This is a genomic window from Exiguobacterium sp. RIT341 (assembly GCF_000632205.1).
Classification (GTDB): Bacteria; Bacillota; Bacilli; order Exiguobacteriales; family Exiguobacteriaceae; genus Exiguobacterium_A.
This window is the reverse complement of record NZ_JFYW01000001.1, coordinates 1,577,101-1,599,259: the sequence shown is the minus strand read 5'-3', so window position 1 is coordinate 1,599,259 and position 22,159 is coordinate 1,577,101. Positions and strand designations below refer to the sequence as shown.

Here is a 22,159-nt window from a genome sequence, read left to right as displayed (position 1 = left end):
TGAAACTATACGCCTTCAATTTTCATAATGAAAGAGGGTTTTTTGTCTTTCATCGAAAAAATAGAGATTTAAAAGGATTTTCATAAAATATCACGAATACATCATAATGAACAATCATTCATTTTTAAAAGGTAGGGGAATCCGATGAAACGAGAACTGAATTATGTCGTCAAGGATCAGATTGCGACGTTAACGCTCGCTCGACCGAAACAATTGAATGCATTAACCTCGAATTTATTAGAAGAACTCGCAGACGCTTTAGAAGAAGCAAATCAAGATGAAGAAGTACGAGTCATCGTCTTGACTGGTGAAGGACGCGGTTTTTGCGCAGGACAAGATTTAAAAACTGTCTCTCCTGAGCTCGACCATGGTGAATATCTAAAGCAGTATTACCATCCTGTCGTTCGGGCAATCGCTAAATCGAAAAAACCGACGATTGCTGCCATCAATGGTGTAGCGGCAGGTGCCGGTTTATCATTGACGCTTGCCTGCGATTTCCGGCTCGTCCACGCGGAAGCGAAATTGTCGCTCGGATTCATCAATATCGGTCTTGTCCCGGATGCAGGAGCTCCGTATTTCTTACCTCGGCTAATCGGTGCAGCAAAAGCAACGGAGCTTGCGTTACTCGGTGATACGATATCAGCAGACGAAGCCGTTTCGCTCAATCTTGCGACACGAAGCATCGAATCAGAGAAATTTGGAGAAGAGGTCACAGCTTTTGCTCGTCAGCTAGCGAATCGTCCGACGAAAGTGATCGGGTACATTAAGCAGCTGCAAGCAGCGAGTTATGAAAATAATTTGGAGGAAATGCTCGCTCAAGAAATCGTCTACCAGTCACGTGCTGGAAAAACGGAAGACCATCGTCATGCTGTTGAATCCTTCATCGAAAAAAAACGCCCTGTTTTTGTCGGACGATGAATCGAAGAACATAGGAAGAACATATATAGAAGAAAGACGTCGGAAACGCACGATGCGCCGACGTCTTTTTAATTCAATTTCTTTTTGATTTTTCGTGCGGTCGCATGGGTGCGATTCGTTAATCCCGTAGAGATACGGAATAGTAAAATTCCAAGAAAAGCAGAAACAAAAATGTATATCCCAGTCAATGTCACGAATGCACCACTAGCGAGCGTGATGAAAAGTATCGAAAATTCACCACGTGGACCAAGACAGAAGCCAGATTCGATCGCATGATAATTCGATAGACCAAAGGACCTTCCGCCGAGGTAACCGACTAAGAATTTAGAGACGACTCCCCAAATGACAAGAGCGAAGAAAAATAGATCAATCGGTAATCCGTCAGTCAACTCGAATGACATTCCGAACGTGATAAAGAACAATGGTAATAATAAGTCTTGAAACGGCGTGACTAGTCGTCTAAGATAACGCGTCTCATCCAGTTCGGTTAACAGAATACCGATGATAAAGGCGCCAAGTACTTCTGACAATCCGAATAAAATACCGATACCGGAAAATAACAAGATTAACCCGATGATTCCGATGCCGGCATCAGGATGACGGTAGAGTGAATCGACGAGACGTTTCCGTCTTCGGATGAATAACGTCATGATGATTAAAGCAATGAAGAAGAAGGCGAACCCTAAAAAGATGATGCTGATTTTGGCAACCGAGAACGTCTCAGTCCCTAAAACGAACGGGGCCGTCGTCAGTAGGATCGGTGCCATCAAATCTTCGAAGACGAGTAAGGACAGCACGAAGCGATTCACATCCTGATGTTTATCCGGTTCCCGATCGAGCAGTCGAGCTGAAATCGAAGAACTCGTCGCATACAAGACACAGCCGATCAAAAACGATTCGGCGATGGAAAAACCGAACGATAAAGTCAACAGGATTGTTCCACCAAACGAAAGTAGAATATCGATGACTCCTGCTTTCCAAATGGAACGGAGCTGAATCAGCAAGTCCGCCACTGAAAATTTTAGGCCGAGTAAAAAGAACAGGACGATGATGCCCGCTTCTCCTCCGAGTTTCAGTTCTTCGGGAGGATCGTAATAAAATCCAAGGACGATTCCAATCAAGATGAAGGCCAGAATACTCGGGATGTGGAATCGTTCACTCAAGTAACTGATCGTAAACAATCCAATGAGGATGAGACCGGCGTAAAAGAAAATTTCCATGGAGGATGTCCTCCTTTCTGTACCCTATACCCTAATTCGATGGCATTCATTAACTTGTTTTTATCTTGGAGAACGGATACAGAAAAAAGCCTGTACACAAAACTTCTTTTTAGAAGGTGGGTGTACAGGCTTTTAGGTGGTTATAAGACTTGAACGATCGTTCCAGAATACGCGGGGAGAGAAACATCAAGTGTCTGCTGGTGCGTGTTCGTCAATAAATCAAGTCCTCGACCAGCTTGTGGAGCGGTCAGCGAAACAGGAACATCTGAATTGTTGAAGTAGATATAATACAATCCTTCCGGGCTCATGCGACGCATGATGATCGTATTCGTCTCATCATTCGCATGAACGAAAGAAATGTGACCTTGGTTCGCAAGCGTCTTATGCTGCTTTCGAAGCTGTAACAAGTGTCGCGTATAGGCGAATAACTCCTGATCCTGCTCCTCTGGATCCCATGGCATGCATTTCCGACAGCCTGGATCTTGATCGCCATCGAGACCGATTTCATCACCATAATAGATGACGGGACTACCCGAGAACGTCAACATCGATAACAAGAGAAGACGAAGCTTTTGTTTGTTATTGCCAGCACGCGTCAACGCACGTGGTGTATCGTGTGAACCGATTAAATTAAAGGTCACTTCATTGACATTCATCGTGTTTGAGAACAATACATGCGACATATCGTTCGCATACGAAGTTGCTTTAGTCTTATCTAAAGCAAAGAAATTCAAAGCGGCATTCGTAAATGGATAGTTCATGACGGCGTCAAACTGGTCACCGAGCAACCATTCCTGTGAGTCATGCCAAATTTCACCAAGGATATACGTGTCAGGGTTGACTTCCTTAACGACTTGACGGAAATCACGCCAAAATGCGTGATCGACCTCGTTGGCGACGTCGAGTCGCCAGCCATCGATTCCGAATTCCTCGACCCAATAGCGGGCGACATGGAGTAAGTATGACTTTACTTCATCGTTCTCGGTATTGAATTTCGGCATCTCAGGTACGAAAGCAAATGTATCGTAGTTCGGTAGCGGTTCGGTCACGAGTGGGAAATCGCGCAAGTGGAACCATTCCTTATATGTCGAATGACTACCATGTTCACGGATATCAGCAAAGGCTTTATGGTGGAAGCCAGCGTGATTAAAGACGGCATCTAGCATGATGCGAATACCATGTGCATGTAACAAATCAACCATTTCCTTGAATTTTTCTTTCGTGCCGAACTGTGGATCAATTTCTAAGTAATCAATCGTATCGTATTTATGATTCGATTTCGCCAAGAAGATCGGACAGAAGTAAATGCCAGTAATACCGAGCTCAACAAGGTAGTCGATATGATCGATGACACCCTGGAAATCTCCACCGAAGAGATTCGTCGTCGTCGGTGCCGTGCTGTTCCATGGAAGTGTACCAGCAGGATCGTTCGTCGTATCGCCATTTGCGAAGCGGTCTGGGAAGATTTGATACCAAACCGTATCCTGGACCCAATCTGGTGCAGTAAATACGTCGACTGCATTAAGGAAAGGAACGCAGAAATAATATCCAGTGTCATCAAGTGGTTTTTCGTCGAACCATCCACGCTCTGTAAAGATTTGGCTTGTCGCACCGTCATGGAGACGGAAACCATATCGTAGACGACGGAAGGGTGGAACGACATCAATGAACCAATAATCATATAGTTCATCAGAGCCACTACGCTTCATCGGCGTTTCGAATGTATTCCAGTAGTTTGATTTCGAGGGATCGAAGTTCCAGTCGGCGGCATCTGGGTTTTCAGTATGCCAATCATACGGATCGCCCCAAATCAAATCGACGCGATCAACGTCATTTTTTTTTGTTTGTAAACGGATGTGGATCGTTCGCTCGTCATACTTATAGACGAAGGGAGACATCGCACGGTGAAACACAGCTTCTTTGAACATGGCAGTCACTCCTTAACGCAATCGCTTGCATCGTATTGATTATATCTTCGACCTAAGAATAGTAAAGCGCTTTCTTAAAGTCAATTGCAATCCCATGAAATCAAGGATTCCTGATAAAAGTCGAGAGTATGATGCAATCGTTTGCATCATGTTGTGCAAACGATAAAAATGAAAACGTTTTCTTTTTGTTTGCTTATCCAACCTAGCATTTGATTCAAATAATGAAATCAGAAATAAAAAGTTTTTGAAATGTAAGAAAATAATTGATTAAAAGGTCTTGTCAAAAGGATTTTAGATTGTATAATAAAAATGTAAAGGTGATGCAAACGTTTTCATAAAACGCTTACAACCATTTGGTTGTTATCATGGGAAAATGGTTGTGCCTTTATGCAAACGTTGTGCATTAAAACGTATCATTCATAAGTTAACTTGGGGAGGAAATTTCAATCATGGAAATGAAAAAATTCGTAGCAGGTCTTTCTGTATCTGTCATGGCAATGGGTGCACTTGCAGCATGTGGCGGTGGATCAGATTCTGATTCTTCATCTTCAGAATCAGGCAGTAAAAAACCATCTAAAATCGTCGTCTGGGAAGATACAGACAAAGCTGAAACGACAAAAGCGGCAGCTAAAGCGTTCGAAGAAAAAGAAGGCGTGAAAGTCGAAGTCAAAGAAGTCAAAATGACGGATCAGCAAAAGAAAGTAGCACTTGATGGACCAGCAGGTAAAGGACCAGACATCATGCTTCTTCCTCATGATCAAATTGGTACAGTCGTTGACCAAGGGTTGATTGCTGAACTTAAAGACGGAGAAAAAGCACTTGAGCCGTTCCTCGATACTGCAAAATCAGCAGTAACGTTTGACGGGAAAGTCTACGGATATCCGAAAGCCATTGAAACACCAATCCTCCTTTTCAATAAAGATGAACTAAAAGAAGCACCAACTTCGATGGATGACTTATACAAACTGTCTACTGAAAAGAAAAAAGATGGTAAGTACGGATTCCTTGCTCTGTGGGACAACTTCTACTTCGCATACGGTCCAATCGGTGGATACGGTGGTTATGTCTTTAAAGACAATGGTGGCAAATTGGATCCAGCAGATATCGGCTTGAACAATAAAGGTGCCGTCGAAGGAATGGATTACATCGGTAAATGGTATAAAGAGGGTCTCTTCCCGAAAGGTCTCATCGGTGGTGGCGGTGGTCAAGCCATGGACCAACTCTTCGGTGATAAAAAAGCTGCAGCTGTCATGAACGGACCATGGGCTGTTGCAAGTTATAAGGAAAAAGGTATCAACCTTGGAGCTTCGGAACTTCCAAAACTTCCAAACGGTGAACCGATCAAAACTTTCGTTGGTGTAAAAACATACGCAATTTCAGCATACTCAGAAAATGCTGAGTGGGCTGAAAAGTTCTTGGCTTCTCTCACTGGTAAAGATAACGCGAAAGCAATGTTCGAGAAATACAACGAGATCCCACCAGTCACTGAACTTCAAGAAGATGCAACAATCAAGGACAATGAAGTCGCAGCAGCAGTCTTCGCGCAAGCGAAAAACGGTGTACCTATGCCGAACATCGCTGAAATGGGTCAAGTTTGGGAGCCGATGGCAGCAGCACTTCAACTTGTTGCAACGAACAAACAAGACGCACAAAAATCAGCAGATGATGCTGTCAAACAAATCAAGCAACAAATCGAAGCAAACAATCAATAAGCGTAAGTGGAACGCATGAATCCATGACAAAGAGATAAAGAGAGGGGGATCTTGGATTCCCCCTCATCTTTATGGTTGGAAGAGAAGCCTGAGGTCAGACATGACCTTTGGAAAGGAGAACGGACGATGGCTGCGATTGCAACACCACACCCGACGAATCCAACGCCTGAAAAAAAGACGAACCACCGCAAGATTGCGGCGCTGATGTCGATCATTCCAGGAGTAGGACAACTATACAATAAACAATTCCTTAAAGGCGCGACATTTTTTATTGTCGTACTTTCATATTTCCTCGTTAACTTTGAACTGTTCTTCAAAGGAGCCGGAAATGGTCCTGGCGATCGCGGAGCGATCTGGGGCTTGATTACACTCGGTGAGGTACCAGGCGTAAGGGGGGATCACTCGATCTTTCTAATGGTCGAGGGCATCATTGCCTTGATTTTACTTGTCTTTGGTATCGCCATTTACGTCTGGAACTTTATCGATGCGTATCGAATCGGTAAGTTACGTGACATGAACCTCGAAGTACCTTCCTTGAAGATGCAACTACGGAACTTCCGCGATAACGGGTTCCCGTACGCGATGTTGATTCCTTCACTAGTACTTTTAGTGTTCACGGTCGTCTTACCGTTGATCTTTACATTCTTGATTGCGTTTACGAACTACAAATTCAACAACTCACCACCAGCGAAGCTGGTCGACTGGATCGGCATCCAAAACTTCCTGAACATTTTCACCGTCGATATTTTCCGTGATACGTTCGTGAGCGTTCTTGGTTGGACGCTTGTCTGGACCGTCGCTTCGACGACAGGGGTCATCGCAATTGGAATCGGCCTTGCAGTCTTGCTGAATCAAAAAGGACTCAAAGGAAAACGTTTCTTCCGTTCGATCTTGATTCTTTCATGGGCAGTACCAGCGTTCATCACGATTTTGATCTTCCGCTCGATGTTCAATGAAACTTTCGGTGTCTTCAATACGACATTGTTACCAGCGATCGGTCTTGAGAATGGTCTCGACTGGATGACGGATCCGACGTATACGAAGCTTGCCTTGATTGGTATTCAGTGGTGGTTAGGATTCCCATACATCATGACGCTGACGACAGGAATCTTACAGTCGATTCCTGAAGATCTTTATGAAGCGGCGACGATTGACGGAGCAACAGCAGGCGAGAAATTCCGCCTAATCACGTTACCGATGATTCTATTTGCAACGGCACCAATCTTAATCACGCAGTATACGTTCAACTTCAATAACTTCAATATCATTTATCTCTTCAACAATGGTGGACCGGCAGTACCGGGACAATCAGCAGGTGGAACGGATATCTTGATTTCATGGATTTACAAATTATCGCTCGGCTCAAATCCGCAATACGGATTCGCAGCAGCCATCACGCTTGTGTTGTCGTTCTTCATCATGACGATTGCCGTCATTCAGTTCAAGCGTTCAAAATCATTCAAAGATGAGGATATGATCTAATATGAGAAAACAAAACCGAATTAATATGGCGTTGTCATATCTCATTTTGACGATCGCCTCCATCATTATCGTCTATCCACTTCTTTGGGTCGTGGGTACCTCACTGAACCCAGGGAAAAGCATTACATCGGATATTTTCCCAAGTAATCCGACATTAATTCACTATTTCGATTTGTTTGATCCAGCAAAAACGGATTACGGCATGTGGTACTTGAATACGATTAAGATCGCCGTCATCACGATGGTGGTATCCGTCGCTTTGATTACGTTAACAGGATATATTTTTTCACGTTATCGCTTTGTCGGTCGGAAAAATTCACTGATCTTGTTCCTCGTGTTGCAGATGGTACCGCAATTCGTTGCAATCATTGCGATTTATGTCCTGCTTAATATGTTAGAATTATTTGATACGCATCTGGCGCTTATCTTACTCTATTCAGGTGGCGCGATTCCAATGAATACGTATCTTGCCAAAGGATATTTTGATACGATTCCAAAAGAACTTGATGAGGCGGCACGGATGGATGGTGCCGGTCACTTACGAATCTTCTGGCAAATCATCTTACCGCTCGCAAAGCCGATGGTCGCCGTCATCGCGTTGTTCAACTTCATGGCTCCATTTAACGATTTCATCTTAGCATCGCTTGTGCTGCGTTCTCCTGAGAAACAGACGCTTGCGGTCGGGTTGTATAACATGGTGTCAGAGCAGTTCGACAACAACTTTACGTTATTCGCGGCAGGTGCCGTATTATCAGCAGTTCCAATCGTTCTTCTTTTCTTCGCATTCCAGCGTTTCTTCGTTTCTGGTTTGACAGCTGGTGGAACGAAAGGATAATCATAAGGGGGAAATCAGCGGCATGAGACGAGGCATAATGCTTCTCCTCTTGCCGCTTCTCTTGTCTATCGGACTTCAACCGATGATCGGGGAAGCAGCAAGTTGGGAAAAAGAACGGATGTATTTCATCATGGTTGATCGGTTCGAGAACGGAGACCCGAGTAATGACCGAGAGGCGGATCCTGAGAATCCAAAAGCCTTCCAAGGTGGAGATTTAGCAGGGGTGACGAAACGTCTTGATTACATCAAGAAAAAAGGCTTCACATCAATTTGGTTAACACCAATCTTTAAGAACCGTCCAAATGGGTATCATGGATACTGGACGGATGATTATTACGAGATTGATCCGCATTTTGGAACAAAAGAAGAGTTCAAGCGTCTCGTCAAGGAAGCGCATGACCGAGATATCAAGGTCGTTCTCGATCTTGTCGTCAATCACTTAGGACCGAATCACCCAATGGTCAAAGAAAAACCGGACTGGTTCCATAAAAATCAACCCATCATGAACTGGAATAACCCATCGGAAGTCGAAAATAATTGGTTATTTGATTTACCAGACTTCAATACGGAAAATCCTGAAGTTGTGAATTACTTAATTGATGTTGCGAACTACTGGGTCGATGAAACGGGTATAGACGGTTATCGACTGGATACGGTTCGCCATGTGCCAGCCGCATTTTGGAAAACATTCATTCCTGCAGTAAAGGAAAAGCATCCAAACTTATTCTTACTGGCTGAAGTGTTTGACGGAGATCCGCGAAAAATTGCCTCCTATTCAAAATTAGGCTTTGATTCCGTCACGAATTTCCCGTTTTATTATGGGGTTAAGGACCAGTTTGCCCGCAAAAATGGTTCAGCGGAAGAACTCGATTCAGTTTATAATCGAGATACTACGTTTAATCCGAATGCTAAAGGACTTGCAACTTTCATTGACAATCATGATGTCAAACGTTTCATCACGGAAGCGAAGATTAGTGGCGCAAAAGAAGAGGAGCGTCAACTTCGATTAGCGCTGTTTGCACTCTATGCTGCTCCAGGTATGCCAATCGTCTACCAAGGAACAGAGGTAGCGATGCCAGGCGGTGAGGATCCCGGAAACCGGATGATGATGACATTTGATCAAAACAAGAAGATGCAACAGTACGTAAAAACGTTGAATGAGATGCGCGAGGACTACCCAGCGTTTGCCACAGGGAAGCAACGCTTGATCGCAAAAACGGATCATATGGCGGTCTACTCACGGGAAACCAAACAACAACAAGTCGTTTATGCGATTAATCTTGGGGAGAAAAAAACGAGCTTACGTGTATCTGCGAAAGAAATCGGTAATGATCAGCGTTTGAGAGGTCTTTTATTCTCAGACTTGGTGCGTCAAGATGGTGACGCGTATGAAATCACGCTCGATGCAAGTAGCGCAAATAGCTACGTCATCGAAAAATCACAAGTCAATTGGTGGTCGATCGTCGCAATCGGTGCAATCGCTCCAATTTTAGCGCTCATACTTCTTCTCGTTCACCGTAAACGGATGCAACGTCAAACGAAATAAAATACTTAAGTAGGGGAAATGTGAGGTGAAGGGGATGCAGGTAACAATCAAGGATGTAGCACGGGAGGCAAATGTCGCACCCTCGACGGTGTCACGCGTCATCGCGAACAGTTCGCGTATCAGTCAAAAGACGAAAGAACGGGTACGACAGGCGATGGATGAACTCGGATACTATCCGAACGTTCATGCGCGCAGTCTAGCGAATCGGACGACACAAGCGATTGGTCTCGTCATGCCGAGTGCCGCAACAAAAACGCTTCAAAATCCATTCTTTTCAGAAGTCATTCGAGGGATTAGTACAAAAGCGCATCAAAATGGATATTCGCTTTATATGACGACAGGTGTCTCGGAAGAAGAGGTTTACGAAGGTGTCGTCTCGATGGTTCAGGGTCGCCGCGTCGATGGTGTCGTCGTTCTTTATTCCCGAACGGATGATAAAGTCGTTCAATTTTTGCAAGACTCGAAGTTCCCGTTCGTCGTCGTCGGGAAACCATTCAGTGATTCGTCGCACGTCACGTATGTCGATACGGATAATTATCTGGCAGGTCGAGAGGTAACGAAGTATTTACATCAACTCGGACACGAGTGCATCGCATTCGTAGGTGGCGCACAGGACTTAGCCGTGACGCAAGAGCGTGTCGGCGGATACAAGACGGCTCTCATGGAAGAGGGCATTCCAATTCAAGAGTCTTATATTGTCAGCGCACCATTTATGACGACAGGAGGGGCTGAAGCAGTCAAACGACTAATGTCACTTGAACACCCACCGACCGCTGTCGTTGTCAGTGACGACATGATGGCACTTGGTGTCATGAGTACGCTCAATGAGATGGGCATCAGTGTACCAGATCAAATGGCTGTCGTCAGTTTCAATAACTTGTTCATCGCAGAATTCTCAAGTCCACCGTTGACTTCTGTCGAAATCAATATCTTTGGACTTGGCTTTGAAGCAACGAATTGTTTGATTGAACAAATCAATGAAGATGCGACGCCTTATGGGAAACGCGTCATTGTCCCACACTATCTTGTCGTCCGTCAGTCTTGTGGCGGAGAATCCGAAGCATGAAACGAAAGTCTATGTTTAAACCGACGGGTTTAATCATAGACTTTTTTTGATGCAAGAGACATCTATTCCTAGTAAAAGGAAGCGGTTGCAGAAAAAGAAATTTATTTTCGTGCAAACGATTGCATTGAAGCTTTTTATGTGTACAATAAAGAATGTAGAGTATAGATGAAACGCTTACATGATCAGGCTAGCTGACATGTTTAGCATAAAAGGAGCGACTTGACGATGAAACGACTTTTTGAGGTCAATGAGTGGAAAATTACAGAACTTGGTTTTCATCCAGAAGATAATCGACTAGCAGAATCGATGACATCGATCGGAAACGGTCATATGGGAATGCGCGGTACATTTGAAGAAGAGTACACAGGTGACACACATCAAGGCATGTATGTCGCAGGTGTTTATTATCCAGATAAGACACGTGTTGGTTGGTGGAAAAATGGTTATCCGGAATACTTCGCGAAAGTACTCAATGCTGTCAATATCATGGGCTTAAAAGTATCCGTTAATGGAAAAGCAGTTGATTTGAACACGTGGGAAGTCGTCGACTTCAAACGCGAACTCGATATGCAACACGGTGTGTTGTCACGGACGATGCTGTTGAAACATGGGGAAGAGGAAATAAAAGTTGAATCCAAACGTTTCTTCTCGATTGTCGATAAAGAAATCGCAGCCTTGCAATATACGGTAACACCTGTCAATTTCGAAGCAGAGATCATCATTGAATCGTATCTCGATGCGGATGTTGAGAATGAAGACTCAAACTATGATGAGAAGTTCTGGCTTCCCGTTGAACACGGAATCGAAGAGCGTTTTGGTTACGTCACGTCGAAGACGAAAAAGCTTGATTGGCATGTGACAGCAGCTATGATCACGGATGTCGAAGGCGCACGTTGTGAAGTCGTTGACGGCAATACGCAGTATGTCGCGAATCGTTTTACGAAACAAGCAGTAGTCGGAGAAGGTGTCACTGTCGAGAAATTCGTTGCGCTCGTAACGAATCGTGACTATGACATCGACGCATTACTGGAACAAGCGATGAAACGGGTTCATACCGCTTTCGAATCCGGATTTGATACATTACTTGCGACACATGAAGCAGCGTGGTTGCATCACTGGGAAGAAGCAGACGTGAAGATTGAAGGAGATGTCGAAGCACAACAAGGGATTCGATTTAATATCTTCCATATGTTCCAGACATACACAGGCGAAGATTCACGCCTTAACATTGGACCGAAAGGATTCACGGGCGAAAAGTATGGCGGTGCGACGTATTGGGATACAGAAGCGTACTGCTTGAACTTCTACCTCGCGACGTCGAAGCCGGAAGTGGCTTGGAACCTACTCAAATATCGGCATAATCAATTACCGCAAGCAAAAGAAAACGCGGATAAGAATGTCGGGATGAAGGGTGCGCTTTATCCAATGGTGACGATGAATGGAGAAGAGTGCCACAACGAGTGGGAAATTACGCATGAGGAGATTCACAGGAACGGCGCGATCGCGCATGCGATTTATAATTACACGAACTACACGGGTGACACGTCGTATCTCGGACAATACGGATTTGAAGTGTTAGTCGAGATTGCTCGTTATTGGGCAAGCCGTGTCAATTATGTGGCGCATAAGGATGTCTACATGATTCTTGGGGTGACGGGACCAAATGAATACGAGAACAACGTGAACAACAACTGGTATACGAATCTGATCGCAGCATGGTGTCTCGAATATACACAGACCGTTCACCGTCATCTAGCACAAGAAGAACCAGAACGTTTGCAAGAACTCATGCATCAATTAGCGTTGACGGATGAGGAACTGGCGAAGTGGGCAGATATCGACGCGAAGATGTATTATCCAAAAGATGAAGCAGCTCCTGGTATCTTCATGCAACAGGATGGCTTCATGGATAAGGAACAAATTTTGGTCGCTGAACTCGATCCAAAACATCTTCCGCTGAACCAGAATTGGTCTTGGGACCGGATCCTTCGCTCTGTATTCATTAAACAGGCAGATGTCCTGCAAGGTCTCTACTTCTTGACGGATCGCTTCAGTCTAGAAGAGAAGAAAGCGAACTTCGATTTCTATGAACCACGTACGGTTCACGAATCATCATTATCTCCATGTATCTACTCGATCATTGCAGCGGAAGTCGGCTATGAGGAAAAGGCAGTTGAATTGTACCAACGTTCGGCACGACTTGATCTCGATAACTACAACAATGATACAGAAGACGGATTACACATCACGTCGATGGTTGGATCTTGGATGTCGATCGTCCATGGATTCGCTGGATTACGGGTAGCGAACGATACGTTGTCCTTTAAGCCGATGTTGCCAAAAGGCTGGACGAGCTATGCGTTCCGGATGCAGTGGCGCGGTCATCATATCCATGTCCATGTTCAGCCAAACGCCGTCGAAATCACTCAGACGGAAGGCGAAGCATTCAGCTTAAACGTTCATGGAACGACTGTAGAAGTTCCGGCAGGAGGAAATATTACGGTGCCAGCTTCGATGACAGTATAAATACGATGAAAAAGAACTGATGCCAAGTCGGTTCTTTTTTTTGTAACACGAATTAGAGGACACCTTTGTCACAAATGAAAACGCCATCATGAAAAAGAACATCAATCTTTGGAAATCTTGACTATCCGACGACATTTGAATGTGCTAAAGTGTTTCAAGATAGTTATGAATGAGAGGAGAACGGCATGTGACAGCAGTAGTAAAGGAAAGTATGTTAAAAGTGATCGTGGCTACGATCGGAGGATTCGTCATTGCCGTTGCCATGAACTGGTTTTTGATTCCAAGTGGTGTTTATTCGACTGGATTTACTGGACTTGCCCAAATCTTGACGCAAGTCCTTCAAAATACAGCGTTTGCGTTTGGTGAAAACGTTTGGTTCTTAGCGCTGAACTTACCTTTGATCGTGCTTGCATGGATCATGTTAGGTCGGAGTTTTACAATCGTCACGTTGATTTCGGTTCTGGCAACGACAATTTTTATTGGTCTTATTCCTCAATATGCTGTCATACCAGGTGATCAGACACTGAATGCAGTGTTTGGAGGGGTCTTGCTTGCGATTGGTACCGGTATCACGATTAAATTCGGTGCTTCAACGGGTGGGTTTGATATCGTCGCCCTCATCTTTGCCCGTTTCTCCGATCGCAGTGTCGGCTTATATCTGTTCGTGTTGAACTTTTTGATCGCATTATTGGCAGGTGCGTTGTTCGGCTGGTCGACTGCCTTATATACGATCGTCTTCATCTACGTGACTTCTAAGGTCGTCGATGAGATTCATACAAGTAACCAACGCTTGACGATTTTTATTGTCACGAATCATGCGGATGACATCACGACGGCTCTGCATCAGCACATCATTCGTGGAATCACGCAGATTCCTTCGATCGGTACGTATTCACGAGCTGAGAAAGCGACGTTGATGATGGTCATTGAGCGTCACGAATTGCGGGATATCGAACGGATTTGTCGGGAAGCGGACGAGACAGTATTCATCAACGTCGTCGCGACGGACTCGGTCGTTGGATACTTCCGAAAAGGATAATGAAAAGGCACTTGCTCTGCGATATGCAGCAAGTGCCTTTTCGTATCTCTTCATGCGAGTCCTAAGACATGTTTTAAATAGTACGCGATACCATCGTCCTCGTTTCGCTTCGTCGTGCCATTTGCCAGGTGTTTTAAGGCAGGGATGGCGTTTCCCATTGCAACACCATGACCAGCATACTCGATCATTTCCAAATCATTTTCCTCATCACCAAACGCGACGATCTGTCGGGAATCAATCCCGAGATGATGCGCGATGTGAGCAAGACCGATCGCCTTACTTGTACCTTTTCGCATCACTTCGACCATGAATTCAGGTTTCACCCATTGACGATTAAGTACTGTCTCAGCATGGACATCGGATAGTTCGGAACGAATCTCATCGACATGTTCTCCTTTAGCATGAATCAAAAGTGACGTTGGTTCATGCATAAGCACCTTTCGTAAATCTCCCGTTGTGACCGACAAGGCGTGATCGGTATAAAATTCATAGATACCGACAGGATCATATTGAAAATAGACATGATCCGTGACTTCACAAACGATATTTTGTGTTTTTGTTTCAGCGACGGATTCCAAAATATGTTGGACGGTCTTGAGTGGAATCGGATGGTGCTGGACTTCAAAATGAACATTCTGCGGGTGATGGACGAGACCACCGTTAAAATTAACGATCGGTGTCGTTAATCCAAGCTGTTCGTAATATTTTCGAGCGTGACGGAAGGGTCGTCCTGTCGCAATGACGACTTCGTGACCGTTTGCACGTGCACGTTGAAGCGCAGCGATGTTCGCCACACTGATCGTTTTATCATCCTTTAAAAGGGTGCCGTCGAGATCGACAGCAATTAAGTGACGAGTCATGATGAAATCCTCCGCTTTCTTTTCGTTAGTTCTACTGTAGCATACGAAGTGACAGTCGCCTGTATGAATTGATGAAGTTTTTCAAGGAAAAGAAAGCGTTTGAAAAAAACGGAGAAAGGCTGTTGCTTAGATTAAAAAATGGTATACTACAAATCGTAGGACAACACTATAGTACGTTATGGAAACGGAGGGGAAATCATGCGTTTTCTCGTTACATTCTTTTGGTCATTCTTACTCGTGAACACAGCCGTGTTCATCGTATCAGCGGTTGATGCAGTATCGTATAGCTTTGGATTCGCGACAGCGATGTCTGTCGTCACTTCACTTGTCGTCTTCGCACTCGATGCCGTCAATGAAGATTTAGGTCTTGGTCAAGGGACTAAGGCAGAATAAGGAAAAGCGAGATATCGTCACTTGGACGATAGGCTCGCTTTTTGTCTTAAGGAGGAATGAGCGATGATCGTTATCGAACAGGTCATGTGGCAACAGATGCCGCAAAATGTCTACATAGCAGGAAATCAGATCATCGAAATCGGTTCCTACACCATAGATGAAGCACTGATTACACACCGGATTGATGGTCGCGGCAAACGGCTAGTTCCTGGTTTCATCGACGGACACTTACATCCAATTGGTGGAGGAGGGGAAGGCGGATTTGCGACACGAACGGCTCCGTTGACTGTTCGTGACATATTCGAAGGCGGTGTCACGACAGTCGTCGGATTGCTCGGAACAGATGGCTGGACGCGAACCGGAATTGATCTACTGGCACACATACGAGGATATGCCGCATCCGGTATTCGTCCCTTTCTCTTGAGCGGAAGTTACATGGTGCCACCCGTCTTCCTGACACATTCGACAGGGCATGATATCGTCCTCATCAATGAAGTGATTGGCATCGGAGAGATTGCCATCAATGATCACCGATCGACACAGCCGACTGCCCATGAACTCGCGCGGTTAGCATCAGAGGCTCGAATCGCCGGCATGGTCAAAGGCGTGTCGGGAACGATGAACGTCCACATCGGAGACGGGAAACAAGGGCTTGATTTATTACATGAAGTGATTGAAACGACTGATATTCCAATAGGGCAATTTCTCCCGACGCATATCAATCGGAGTGAACGGATTTTTGAGGCGGGACTCGCTTGGGCGAAACAGGGCGGACGAATCGATTTCACGACGTGTACGACAGAAAGCTTCGTTGATGAAGGAGAGATTCCGGCAGGGCAGGCTGTTGCCCGTGCTCTAGCAGCGGGAATCCCACCCGAGCAGATCACGATGTCGAGCGACGCTGGTGCAAGTCTTCCGGCGTTTGATGATGCAGGTCGATTAGTGCGAATCGATACAGGAAAACCATCTTCCTTGATGCAAGCCGTGCGCGATGCAGTAGAGCATGGTGTTGATTTTGATCAGGCAATTTCGACGATCACGCGACATGTCGCGGATGCATATGGCGTTCCGGGTGGGCAGGTAGCGACCGGAGAACGTGCTGATCTGTTACTGATTGATGACGCTTTGCAAATCGATACGATTCTTGCGAATGGTCATGCTATAATGATTCAGAAAAAATGGCTTATACCAGAATGACGGAGGGATAGACGTGTCAAAGAAGTCGAAACGAAAAAACACGAAAAAACCGCAATCCAAAGCGAACTGGATTACAGCGGGAGTCATTGCCTTGATCGTATTGGTTGGGGGATTACTGCTCGTCTTCACGGATCGTGATGATTCCGCATCGAAGAATGGCAATCTAACAGCTACACAAGTCTCGGATAAAGTAAAATCCGGTGACGAATTCTATACGTATTTCTATCAAACGGGATGCGTGCACTGCGAAAAAGTAAAACCATATCTTGTTCCGCTTGGTGAAAAACAAGACATTCCGTTCGAACAAATCGATCTTGCTTTCGAACAGTCAGCTTGGGACACGTTTGGCATCGAGGGTACACCGACGGTCGTTCATTTTAAGGACGGTAAGGAAGTCGGACGGGTAGCTGGTGAACAAACAGAAGACAGCTACAAAGAGTTCTTTGCTGGAAAAGAAGTAAAGGATTCAAAAGAAGAATCATCCGGTGATCTCAATGATTAAAAAATGGTTCTACTCTCGCGTGTTCGAGTTAAATGGACACCCGCTTGTTGCCAAACAGCTGAAACGGTTTGCGATGAGCCGGATCAGTCGTCCGTTCATCGGTCCGTTCGTTCGGGCATATGATTTGAATATGGCAGAAGCGACTCGGAATTTAGAAGCGTATTCGAGTTTACATGACGTTTTCATTCGTCATGTCAAACCGGAAATGCGACCAATTGATCAATCAGAAGGCGCATTCGTCAGTCCGTGTGACGGTATGTTGTCTGTCGTTGACGACTTGACGGCTGATAGCCGCTTTACCGTCAAAGGACAATCGTATACGGTATCAGAGTTACTCGGTTCCCATCACGAGGCGCAACAATATGTCGGGGGACGTGTGATGATCTTTTACTTGAGTCCGCAAAACTACCACCGTGTCCATGTACCGATGGACGGAACGATCCGGACCAGTTATACGCTCGGTCGGGATTCGGCACCGGTGAATGAGATCGGTCTCACACATGCGCTTCGTCCATTGACACGGAACTATCGTCGCGTGACACGTATCGTCCAAGGAAAACATGCACTTGAACATGTCATGGTCGGTGCACTCAACGTCAACTCAATCGTTCGGACAAACGAAGCAAAGGAACTTCGTCGAGGAGATGAGTTCGGATACTTTTCTTTCGGTTCAACGGTCGTCCTGATCTGTCCGAAAGATGCATTGACATTAGATACACAAGCGATTGGACCAGTTTTAATGGGGCAACGCCTCGGACAATGGCATTCATGAGAGCGAGGCGCCCGTTCAGGGCGTCTCCTTACGTTTAGGAGGAATGAATCATGCCGGCAATGGCATTAGCAGAAATCGGAAGTACACAGGTCCAGACATATATCGCACTTATCATTTTTTTAGTGACCTATGGCTTCATCATCAGTGAAAAAGTAAGCCGGGCGATCGTCGCTCTACTCGGAGCGCTCGCGATGGTCATCGTCGGCATTGTGGATCTCGAGACTGCATTATTTGAATACATCGAGTGGGGAACAATCGTCTTATTAATTGGGATGATGATTCTCGTTACGATTGCCAATCAATCTGGATTGTTTGAATATATTGCGATTCGTGCAGCGAAGACAACAAAAGGCGACCCAATCAAAGTGTTGATTCTATTATCCGCATTGACGGCACTTGGATCTGCCTTTTTGGATAACGTCACGACAGTCTTATTGATTGTCCCGATCACTTTCTCGATTACAAAGATACTTAAAATCGCGCCGTTTCCGTTCTTGCTCGCAGAAGTCCTATTTGCGAACATCGGTGGGACGGCGACCTTGATTGGCGATCCACCGAACATCATGATTGGTGCCGCGAATCCACACTTAACGTTCAATGCCTTTTTGCTGAATCTTGCACCGATCATCCTGATCATTACGGTCGTGACGATCGGCATTCTGTACTTCGTCTTCCGGAAGCAACTGCATGTCGAGGCAGAAGATCGACAAAAATTGATGGAAATCGATGAAAAGAGTTATATTGTCAGTCGAAAACTCGTCACGCGGAGTAGTGTCGTACTCGTTAGTACGATTGCACTCTTCGTATTGCATCCGATGCTTGATCGAATCGGACTCCATCTCGAAGCACCAGCGATCGCAATTCTTGGAGCGACCGTCCTGATGTTGCTAACGATTGAAAACGATCATCAGCTAGAAGGAATCTTTGCACGTGTTGAATGGACGACGATTTTTTTCTTCGCCGGACTATTTGTACTTGTTGGTGGAATTCAGGAAGCCGGTATCATTCGATATCTTGCGGAGAAGACGATTGATTTGACAGGCGGTGACATTCAGACGACAGCAACTGCTGTTCTTTGGTTGTCCGGTATCGCGAGTGCGACGATTGACAACATTCCGTTTGTCGCGACAATGATCCCGCTCATCAATGATGTCGCTGCTGGGATCGGACTTACACCAGCAGATGCGAAAGTGGATGTTTTATGGTGGTCCCTCGCACTCGGTGCATGTCTCGGTGGTAACGGGACATTGATCGGTGCATCGGCAAACGTCATTGTCGCGGGTCTTGCGACACGACAAGGTGAAAAATTCACCTATATGCGCTTTTTGATTTACGGAGCACCGATCACGATTGTGACGTTGATCCTATCCCAACTCTATTTGTGGATTCGGTATTATTAAGAAAACGGGAGGTTCGCCTCCCGTTTTCTTTTGTGCGTCGCTCTTGCTACCTGATTGTGCTATAATCGAACGATAAGAGCATAACTGTTTCTTAAACTTAACTATAGAGCTAGACCATTATCTGGAGGTTTTATTCTTGTTCAAACGACTTTATCCGAAACATTTCGTGGCTTCGATCTACGATATCGACCTTGAAATGCTCAAACGAAACGGTGTCAAAGCTATTTTGACCGATCTTGATAATACGCTCGTCGCATGGAATATCGCAGATGCTCCAGACGAATTGGTTGCTTGGCTGGATATGGTGAATAATCAATATGGTTTTGACGTCATCATCGTATCGAACAATAACGGAGACCGCGTTAAGAAGTTCGCGGATCCACTCGGACTGCATTATATTGCGCCTGCTCGAAAACCGCTTCCTATCGGGTTTAAACGGGCATTGACGGAATTCGGCTATCACGCGAAAGAAGTCGTCTTCTTAGGAGACCAACTCTTCACGGATGTACTCGGTGCAAACTCCGTTGGAATCGAAGTCATCCACGTTCAACCCGTCGTTAAGACGGACGGTGTCGTCACGAAATTCAATCGCCTGATGGAACGTGTCATTTTCCACCGGATGAAACGCAAAGGAATCTATAAATTGACACAACGCGTCAAGGAAGATCCTTCTGCACTGAAGCATCCGATCGAAACACTTCGTCAGGATAAGCAACAATAACCCTGTCAGATCGGTAGATGAAAGGGAAGGCAGTAGTCGCAACATGTACGGCGAGAGGTCGGAAGTTACGCTCTTGGAGTAGCGAGCAGGGCGCTACGGTGAAAAGAGAAGGGAAATCATTCCCGCATGCGGCTCAACATAATATGATCGAAGAAATCCACTGCGCTGGTTGTGGTGTCGCCATTCAAACGGAAGACACAAAAGCACCAGGATACGCACCTAAATCTGCACTTGATCGTGAAATGGTCATTTGCCAACGTTGTTTTAAATTAAAGCACTACAATCAAATTCAAGATGTATCTTTATCGGACGATGATTTCGTTAAAATCTTAGACGGAATTGGTCAAAAAGATGCACTTGTCGTTAAAATCGTTGATATCTTCGATTTTAATGGAAGCTGGTTACCGGGATTACATCGGTTCGTCGGAAAAAATGATGTCTTACTCGTCGGGAACAAAGCCGATTTATTACCGAAGTCATTGAATCCGAACCGTCTCATGAACTGGATGCGTCAAGCATCGAAAGAACTTGGATTACGTCCAGTTGACGTTCATCTGATCAGTGCGAAAAAAGGTCACGGGGTCGATGAACTTGCTGAGAAAATCGATTATTATCGAAAAGGACGCGACGTCTATGTCGTTGGTTGTACAAATGTCGGGAAATCGACCCTGATCAACCAAGTCATCAAACGTTTCGGTGAAGAGGATGAGGCCGTCATCACGGTCAGTCACTTCCCAGGAACGACACTAGATTTAATCGACATCCCACTTGACGATAACTGTAACCTGTATGATACACCGGGGATCATTAATCATCACCAAATGGCTCACTACGTTGATGCGAAGGACTTGAAGCTGATCACACCGAAAAAAGAGATCAAGCCGCAAGTCTTCCAAATCCATCCGCAACAGACGCTCTTCTTTGGAGGTCTTGCGCGATTGGACTATATGGAAGGGAACAAGCGTTCATTCGTCATCTATATGTCGAACGAATTGAAAGTTCACCGGACGAAGCTTGAAAAAGCAGACGATCTATATGCGAACCATAACGGTGAGCTGTTGTCTCCGCCGAACGAAAAGACGCGTGAGATGCTACCTCCGCTCGTCCGTCATGAATTCAGTCTTCGCGACAACATGAAGACGGATATCGTCTTCAGTGGACTCGGGTGGGTTGCGGTTCATGGAAAAGGTGGACGTGTCGCTGCTTATGCCCCGAAAGGTGTCGCTGTATCTTTACGTGAGGCGCTCGTCTGATGCGCTTTGCCGTCATCGGTCATCCGATTGCCCATTCACTTTCACCTGAGCTGCATACAGCTTGGCTGGAAGCGGCTGGGCTTTTCGGCTGTTATGACCTTATCGATGTAACGGAGCATGAATTGCCACGAATCATTACGAAATTACGTACGCATCAGCTAGATGGAATCAATGTGACGATTCCCCATAAGACAGCAATCATTCCGTACCTGGATCGGCTGGAGCCGGCAGCTCAAAAAGCGGGTGCCGTCAACACGGTATACTGGAAGAATGGGCAGTTGATTGGTGCGAATACAGATGGAATCGGATTCGTCCGTGCGTTGACAGAACGTCGTCCGTCATTTCAAAAGACACTTGTCCTTGGTGCGGGCGGTGCAGCACGAGGAATCATTGCTGCGCTACCGGGAGATGTGACGCTCACGAACCGCACAGAAGAACGCTCTAGGGTGGTTGCCGATGAATTCGGAACACACGTTTTGCCATGGCACGAAACATTTGATTTAACGAGTTACGACGTCATCATCAATACGACCTCTGTCGGGATGGCGCCACATGTCGAAGCACGTCCGATTGAATTGACAGAGACGAACGCTTTGATTTGTGATATTATTTATCGACCGACGCCGACCCGTCTATTACGTGAAGCGACTGAAAAAGGTCTCGACACACTCGACGGCGTCCCGATGTTCGTCTTACAAGCGGCTGAAGCATTTGAACGTTTCACCGGACAAGCACCTGATCTCGCACTTGGCGAGCAGGTGATACGAAAGCAATTGGAGGAATTTTAAT

19 protein-coding genes are annotated in these 22,159 nt (G+C 45.5%); 16 read left to right on the top strand and 3 right to left on the bottom strand.

The annotated features are described in order from the left end of the window. Positions 1 to 144 precede the first annotated feature (144 nt). Complete coding sequence (locus BW42_RS08320; protein ID WP_035409335.1) at positions 145 to 918, top strand: enoyl-CoA hydratase/isomerase family protein; 774 nt, start codon at positions 145 to 147, stop codon at positions 916 to 918. A gap of 68 nt (positions 919 to 986) precedes the next feature. Here the strand turns inward: BW42_RS08320 and BW42_RS08315 are convergent, their stop codons facing one another. Then, on the bottom strand, positions 987 to 2,138 hold the full coding sequence (locus BW42_RS08315; protein WP_035409333.1) for a cation:proton antiporter: 1,152 nt from the start codon (positions 2,136 to 2,138) through the stop codon (positions 987 to 989). A 140-nt stretch (positions 2,139 to 2,278) separates the two neighbouring features. Continuing rightward, a complete protein-coding gene (locus BW42_RS08310) occupies positions 2,279 to 4,066 on the bottom strand; it encodes a glycoside hydrolase family 13 protein (protein WP_035409331.1) in 1,788 nt (595 codons plus the stop codon). A gap of 455 nt (positions 4,067 to 4,521) precedes the next feature. Between BW42_RS08310 and BW42_RS08305 the strand changes: the two genes are divergently transcribed. The 7 genes from BW42_RS08305 (at position 4,522) to BW42_RS08275 (ending at position 14,272) form a co-directional block, all read left to right on the top strand. Continuing rightward, on the top strand, positions 4,522 to 5,778 hold the full coding sequence (locus tag BW42_RS08305) for an extracellular solute-binding protein (RefSeq protein WP_035409778.1): 1,257 nt from the start codon (positions 4,522 to 4,524) through the stop codon (positions 5,776 to 5,778). A gap of 126 nt (positions 5,779 to 5,904) precedes the next feature. Continuing rightward, positions 5,905 to 7,260, top strand: a complete 1,356-nt coding sequence (locus BW42_RS08300) for a carbohydrate ABC transporter permease (RefSeq protein ID WP_035409329.1) — start codon at positions 5,905 to 5,907, stop codon at positions 7,258 to 7,260. A 1-nt stretch (position 7,261) separates the two neighbouring features. Further along, on the top strand, positions 7,262 to 8,095 hold the full coding sequence (locus tag BW42_RS08295) for a sugar ABC transporter permease (protein ID WP_035409327.1): 834 nt from the start codon (positions 7,262 to 7,264) through the stop codon (positions 8,093 to 8,095). Positions 8,096 to 8,117: 22 nt separating this feature from the next. Next, entirely contained in the window at positions 8,118 to 9,641 is a 1,524-nt protein-coding gene (locus BW42_RS08290; protein ID WP_035409325.1) for an alpha-amylase family glycosyl hydrolase, read from the top strand. 34 nt (positions 9,642 to 9,675) lie between these two features. After that, positions 9,676 to 10,707 (top strand): LacI family DNA-binding transcriptional regulator, encoded by a 1,032-nt coding sequence (locus BW42_RS08285; protein ID WP_035409775.1) that lies wholly within the window; start codon positions 9,676 to 9,678, stop codon positions 10,705 to 10,707. 225 nt (positions 10,708 to 10,932) lie between these two features. After that, positions 10,933 to 13,233 (top strand): glycoside hydrolase family 65 protein, encoded by a 2,301-nt coding sequence (locus BW42_RS08280; RefSeq protein ID WP_035409323.1) that lies wholly within the window; start codon positions 10,933 to 10,935, stop codon positions 13,231 to 13,233. 187 nt (positions 13,234 to 13,420) lie between these two features. Then, positions 13,421 to 14,272 carry a YitT family protein gene (locus tag BW42_RS08275; RefSeq protein ID WP_035409321.1) on the top strand — a complete coding sequence of 284 codons (852 nt, stop codon included), beginning with the start codon at positions 13,421 to 13,423 and terminating at the stop codon, positions 14,270 to 14,272. Between the two features lie 50 nt (positions 14,273 to 14,322). Here the strand turns inward: BW42_RS08275 and BW42_RS08270 are convergent, their stop codons facing one another. Continuing rightward, positions 14,323 to 15,132, bottom strand: a complete 810-nt coding sequence (locus BW42_RS08270) for a Cof-type HAD-IIB family hydrolase (protein WP_035409319.1) — start codon at positions 15,130 to 15,132, stop codon at positions 14,323 to 14,325. Positions 15,133 to 15,330: 198 nt separating this feature from the next. On the opposite strand from BW42_RS08270, the gene BW42_RS08265 reads away from it, so the two are divergent. The 8 genes from BW42_RS08265 to aroE all read left to right on the top strand — a co-directional run bounded on the left by BW42_RS08265 (position 15,331) and on the right by aroE (position 22,158). After that, positions 15,331 to 15,525: a YjzD family protein gene (locus BW42_RS08265; RefSeq protein ID WP_035409317.1), complete on the top strand. Its 195-nt coding sequence runs from the start codon at positions 15,331 to 15,333 to the stop codon at positions 15,523 to 15,525. A gap of 63 nt (positions 15,526 to 15,588) precedes the next feature. Then, on the top strand, positions 15,589 to 16,722 hold the full coding sequence (gene iadA, locus BW42_RS08260; RefSeq protein WP_035409315.1) for a beta-aspartyl-peptidase: 1,134 nt from the start codon (positions 15,589 to 15,591) through the stop codon (positions 16,720 to 16,722). Between the two features lie 13 nt (positions 16,723 to 16,735). Continuing rightward, positions 16,736 to 17,224, top strand: a complete 489-nt coding sequence (locus BW42_RS08255) for a thioredoxin family protein (protein WP_035409313.1) — start codon at positions 16,736 to 16,738, stop codon at positions 17,222 to 17,224. After that, entirely contained in the window at positions 17,217 to 17,996 is a 780-nt protein-coding gene (locus BW42_RS08250) for a phosphatidylserine decarboxylase (protein WP_081780405.1), read from the top strand. The genes BW42_RS08255 and BW42_RS08250 overlap by 8 nt, the downstream gene beginning before the upstream one ends. 59 nt (positions 17,997 to 18,055) lie before the next feature. Then, positions 18,056 to 19,396 carry an ArsB/NhaD family transporter gene (locus tag BW42_RS08245; RefSeq protein ID WP_035409769.1) on the top strand — a complete coding sequence of 447 codons (1,341 nt, stop codon included), beginning with the start codon at positions 18,056 to 18,058 and terminating at the stop codon, positions 19,394 to 19,396. A 136-nt stretch (positions 19,397 to 19,532) separates the two neighbouring features. Beyond that, on the top strand, positions 19,533 to 20,117 hold the full coding sequence (locus BW42_RS08240) for a YqeG family HAD IIIA-type phosphatase (RefSeq protein ID WP_035409311.1): 585 nt from the start codon (positions 19,533 to 19,535) through the stop codon (positions 20,115 to 20,117). A gap of 143 nt (positions 20,118 to 20,260) precedes the next feature. Further along, positions 20,261 to 21,370, top strand: a complete 1,110-nt coding sequence (gene yqeH, locus BW42_RS08235; protein ID WP_023467421.1) for a ribosome biogenesis GTPase YqeH — start codon at positions 20,261 to 20,263, stop codon at positions 21,368 to 21,370. Then, a complete protein-coding gene (aroE, locus tag BW42_RS08230; RefSeq protein ID WP_035409309.1) occupies positions 21,370 to 22,158 on the top strand; it encodes a shikimate dehydrogenase in 789 nt (262 codons plus the stop codon). The genes yqeH and aroE overlap by 1 nt, the downstream gene beginning before the upstream one ends. The last annotated feature ends 1 nt before the right edge of the window (position 22,159 follow it).

What these genes read in the sequence shown, in the direction of transcription:
- BW42_RS08320 (WP_035409335.1), top strand. Translation starts at nt 145, where the DNA reads ATGAAACGAGAACTGAATTATGTCGTCAAGGATCAGATTGCGACGTTA.
- BW42_RS08315 (WP_035409333.1), bottom strand. Translation starts at nt 2,138, where the DNA reads ATGGAAATTTTCTTTTACGCCGGTCTCATCCTCATTGGATTGTTTACG.
- BW42_RS08310 (WP_035409331.1), bottom strand. Translation starts at nt 4,066, where the DNA reads ATGTTCAAAGAAGCTGTGTTTCACCGTGCGATGTCTCCCTTCGTCTAT.
- BW42_RS08305 (WP_035409778.1), top strand. Translation starts at nt 4,522, where the DNA reads ATGAAAAAATTCGTAGCAGGTCTTTCTGTATCTGTCATGGCAATGGGT.
- BW42_RS08300 (WP_035409329.1), top strand. Translation starts at nt 5,905, where the DNA reads ATGGCTGCGATTGCAACACCACACCCGACGAATCCAACGCCTGAAAAA.
- BW42_RS08295 (WP_035409327.1), top strand. Translation starts at nt 7,262, where the DNA reads ATGAGAAAACAAAACCGAATTAATATGGCGTTGTCATATCTCATTTTG.
- BW42_RS08290 (WP_035409325.1), top strand. Translation starts at nt 8,118, where the DNA reads ATGAGACGAGGCATAATGCTTCTCCTCTTGCCGCTTCTCTTGTCTATC.
- BW42_RS08285 (WP_035409775.1), top strand. Translation starts at nt 9,676, where the DNA reads ATGCAGGTAACAATCAAGGATGTAGCACGGGAGGCAAATGTCGCACCC.
- BW42_RS08280 (WP_035409323.1), top strand. Translation starts at nt 10,933, where the DNA reads ATGAAACGACTTTTTGAGGTCAATGAGTGGAAAATTACAGAACTTGGT.
- BW42_RS08270 (WP_035409319.1), bottom strand. Translation starts at nt 15,132, where the DNA reads ATGACTCGTCACTTAATTGCTGTCGATCTCGACGGCACCCTTTTAAAG.
- BW42_RS08265 (WP_035409317.1), top strand. Translation starts at nt 15,331, where the DNA reads ATGCGTTTTCTCGTTACATTCTTTTGGTCATTCTTACTCGTGAACACA.
- iadA (WP_035409315.1), top strand. Translation starts at nt 15,589, where the DNA reads ATGATCGTTATCGAACAGGTCATGTGGCAACAGATGCCGCAAAATGTC.
- BW42_RS08250 (WP_081780405.1), top strand. Translation starts at nt 17,217, where the DNA reads ATGATTAAAAAATGGTTCTACTCTCGCGTGTTCGAGTTAAATGGACAC.
- BW42_RS08245 (WP_035409769.1), top strand. Translation starts at nt 18,056, where the DNA reads ATGGCATTAGCAGAAATCGGAAGTACACAGGTCCAGACATATATCGCA.
- yqeH (WP_023467421.1), top strand. Translation starts at nt 20,261, where the DNA reads ATGATCGAAGAAATCCACTGCGCTGGTTGTGGTGTCGCCATTCAAACG.
- aroE (WP_035409309.1), top strand. Translation starts at nt 21,370, where the DNA reads ATGCGCTTTGCCGTCATCGGTCATCCGATTGCCCATTCACTTTCACCT.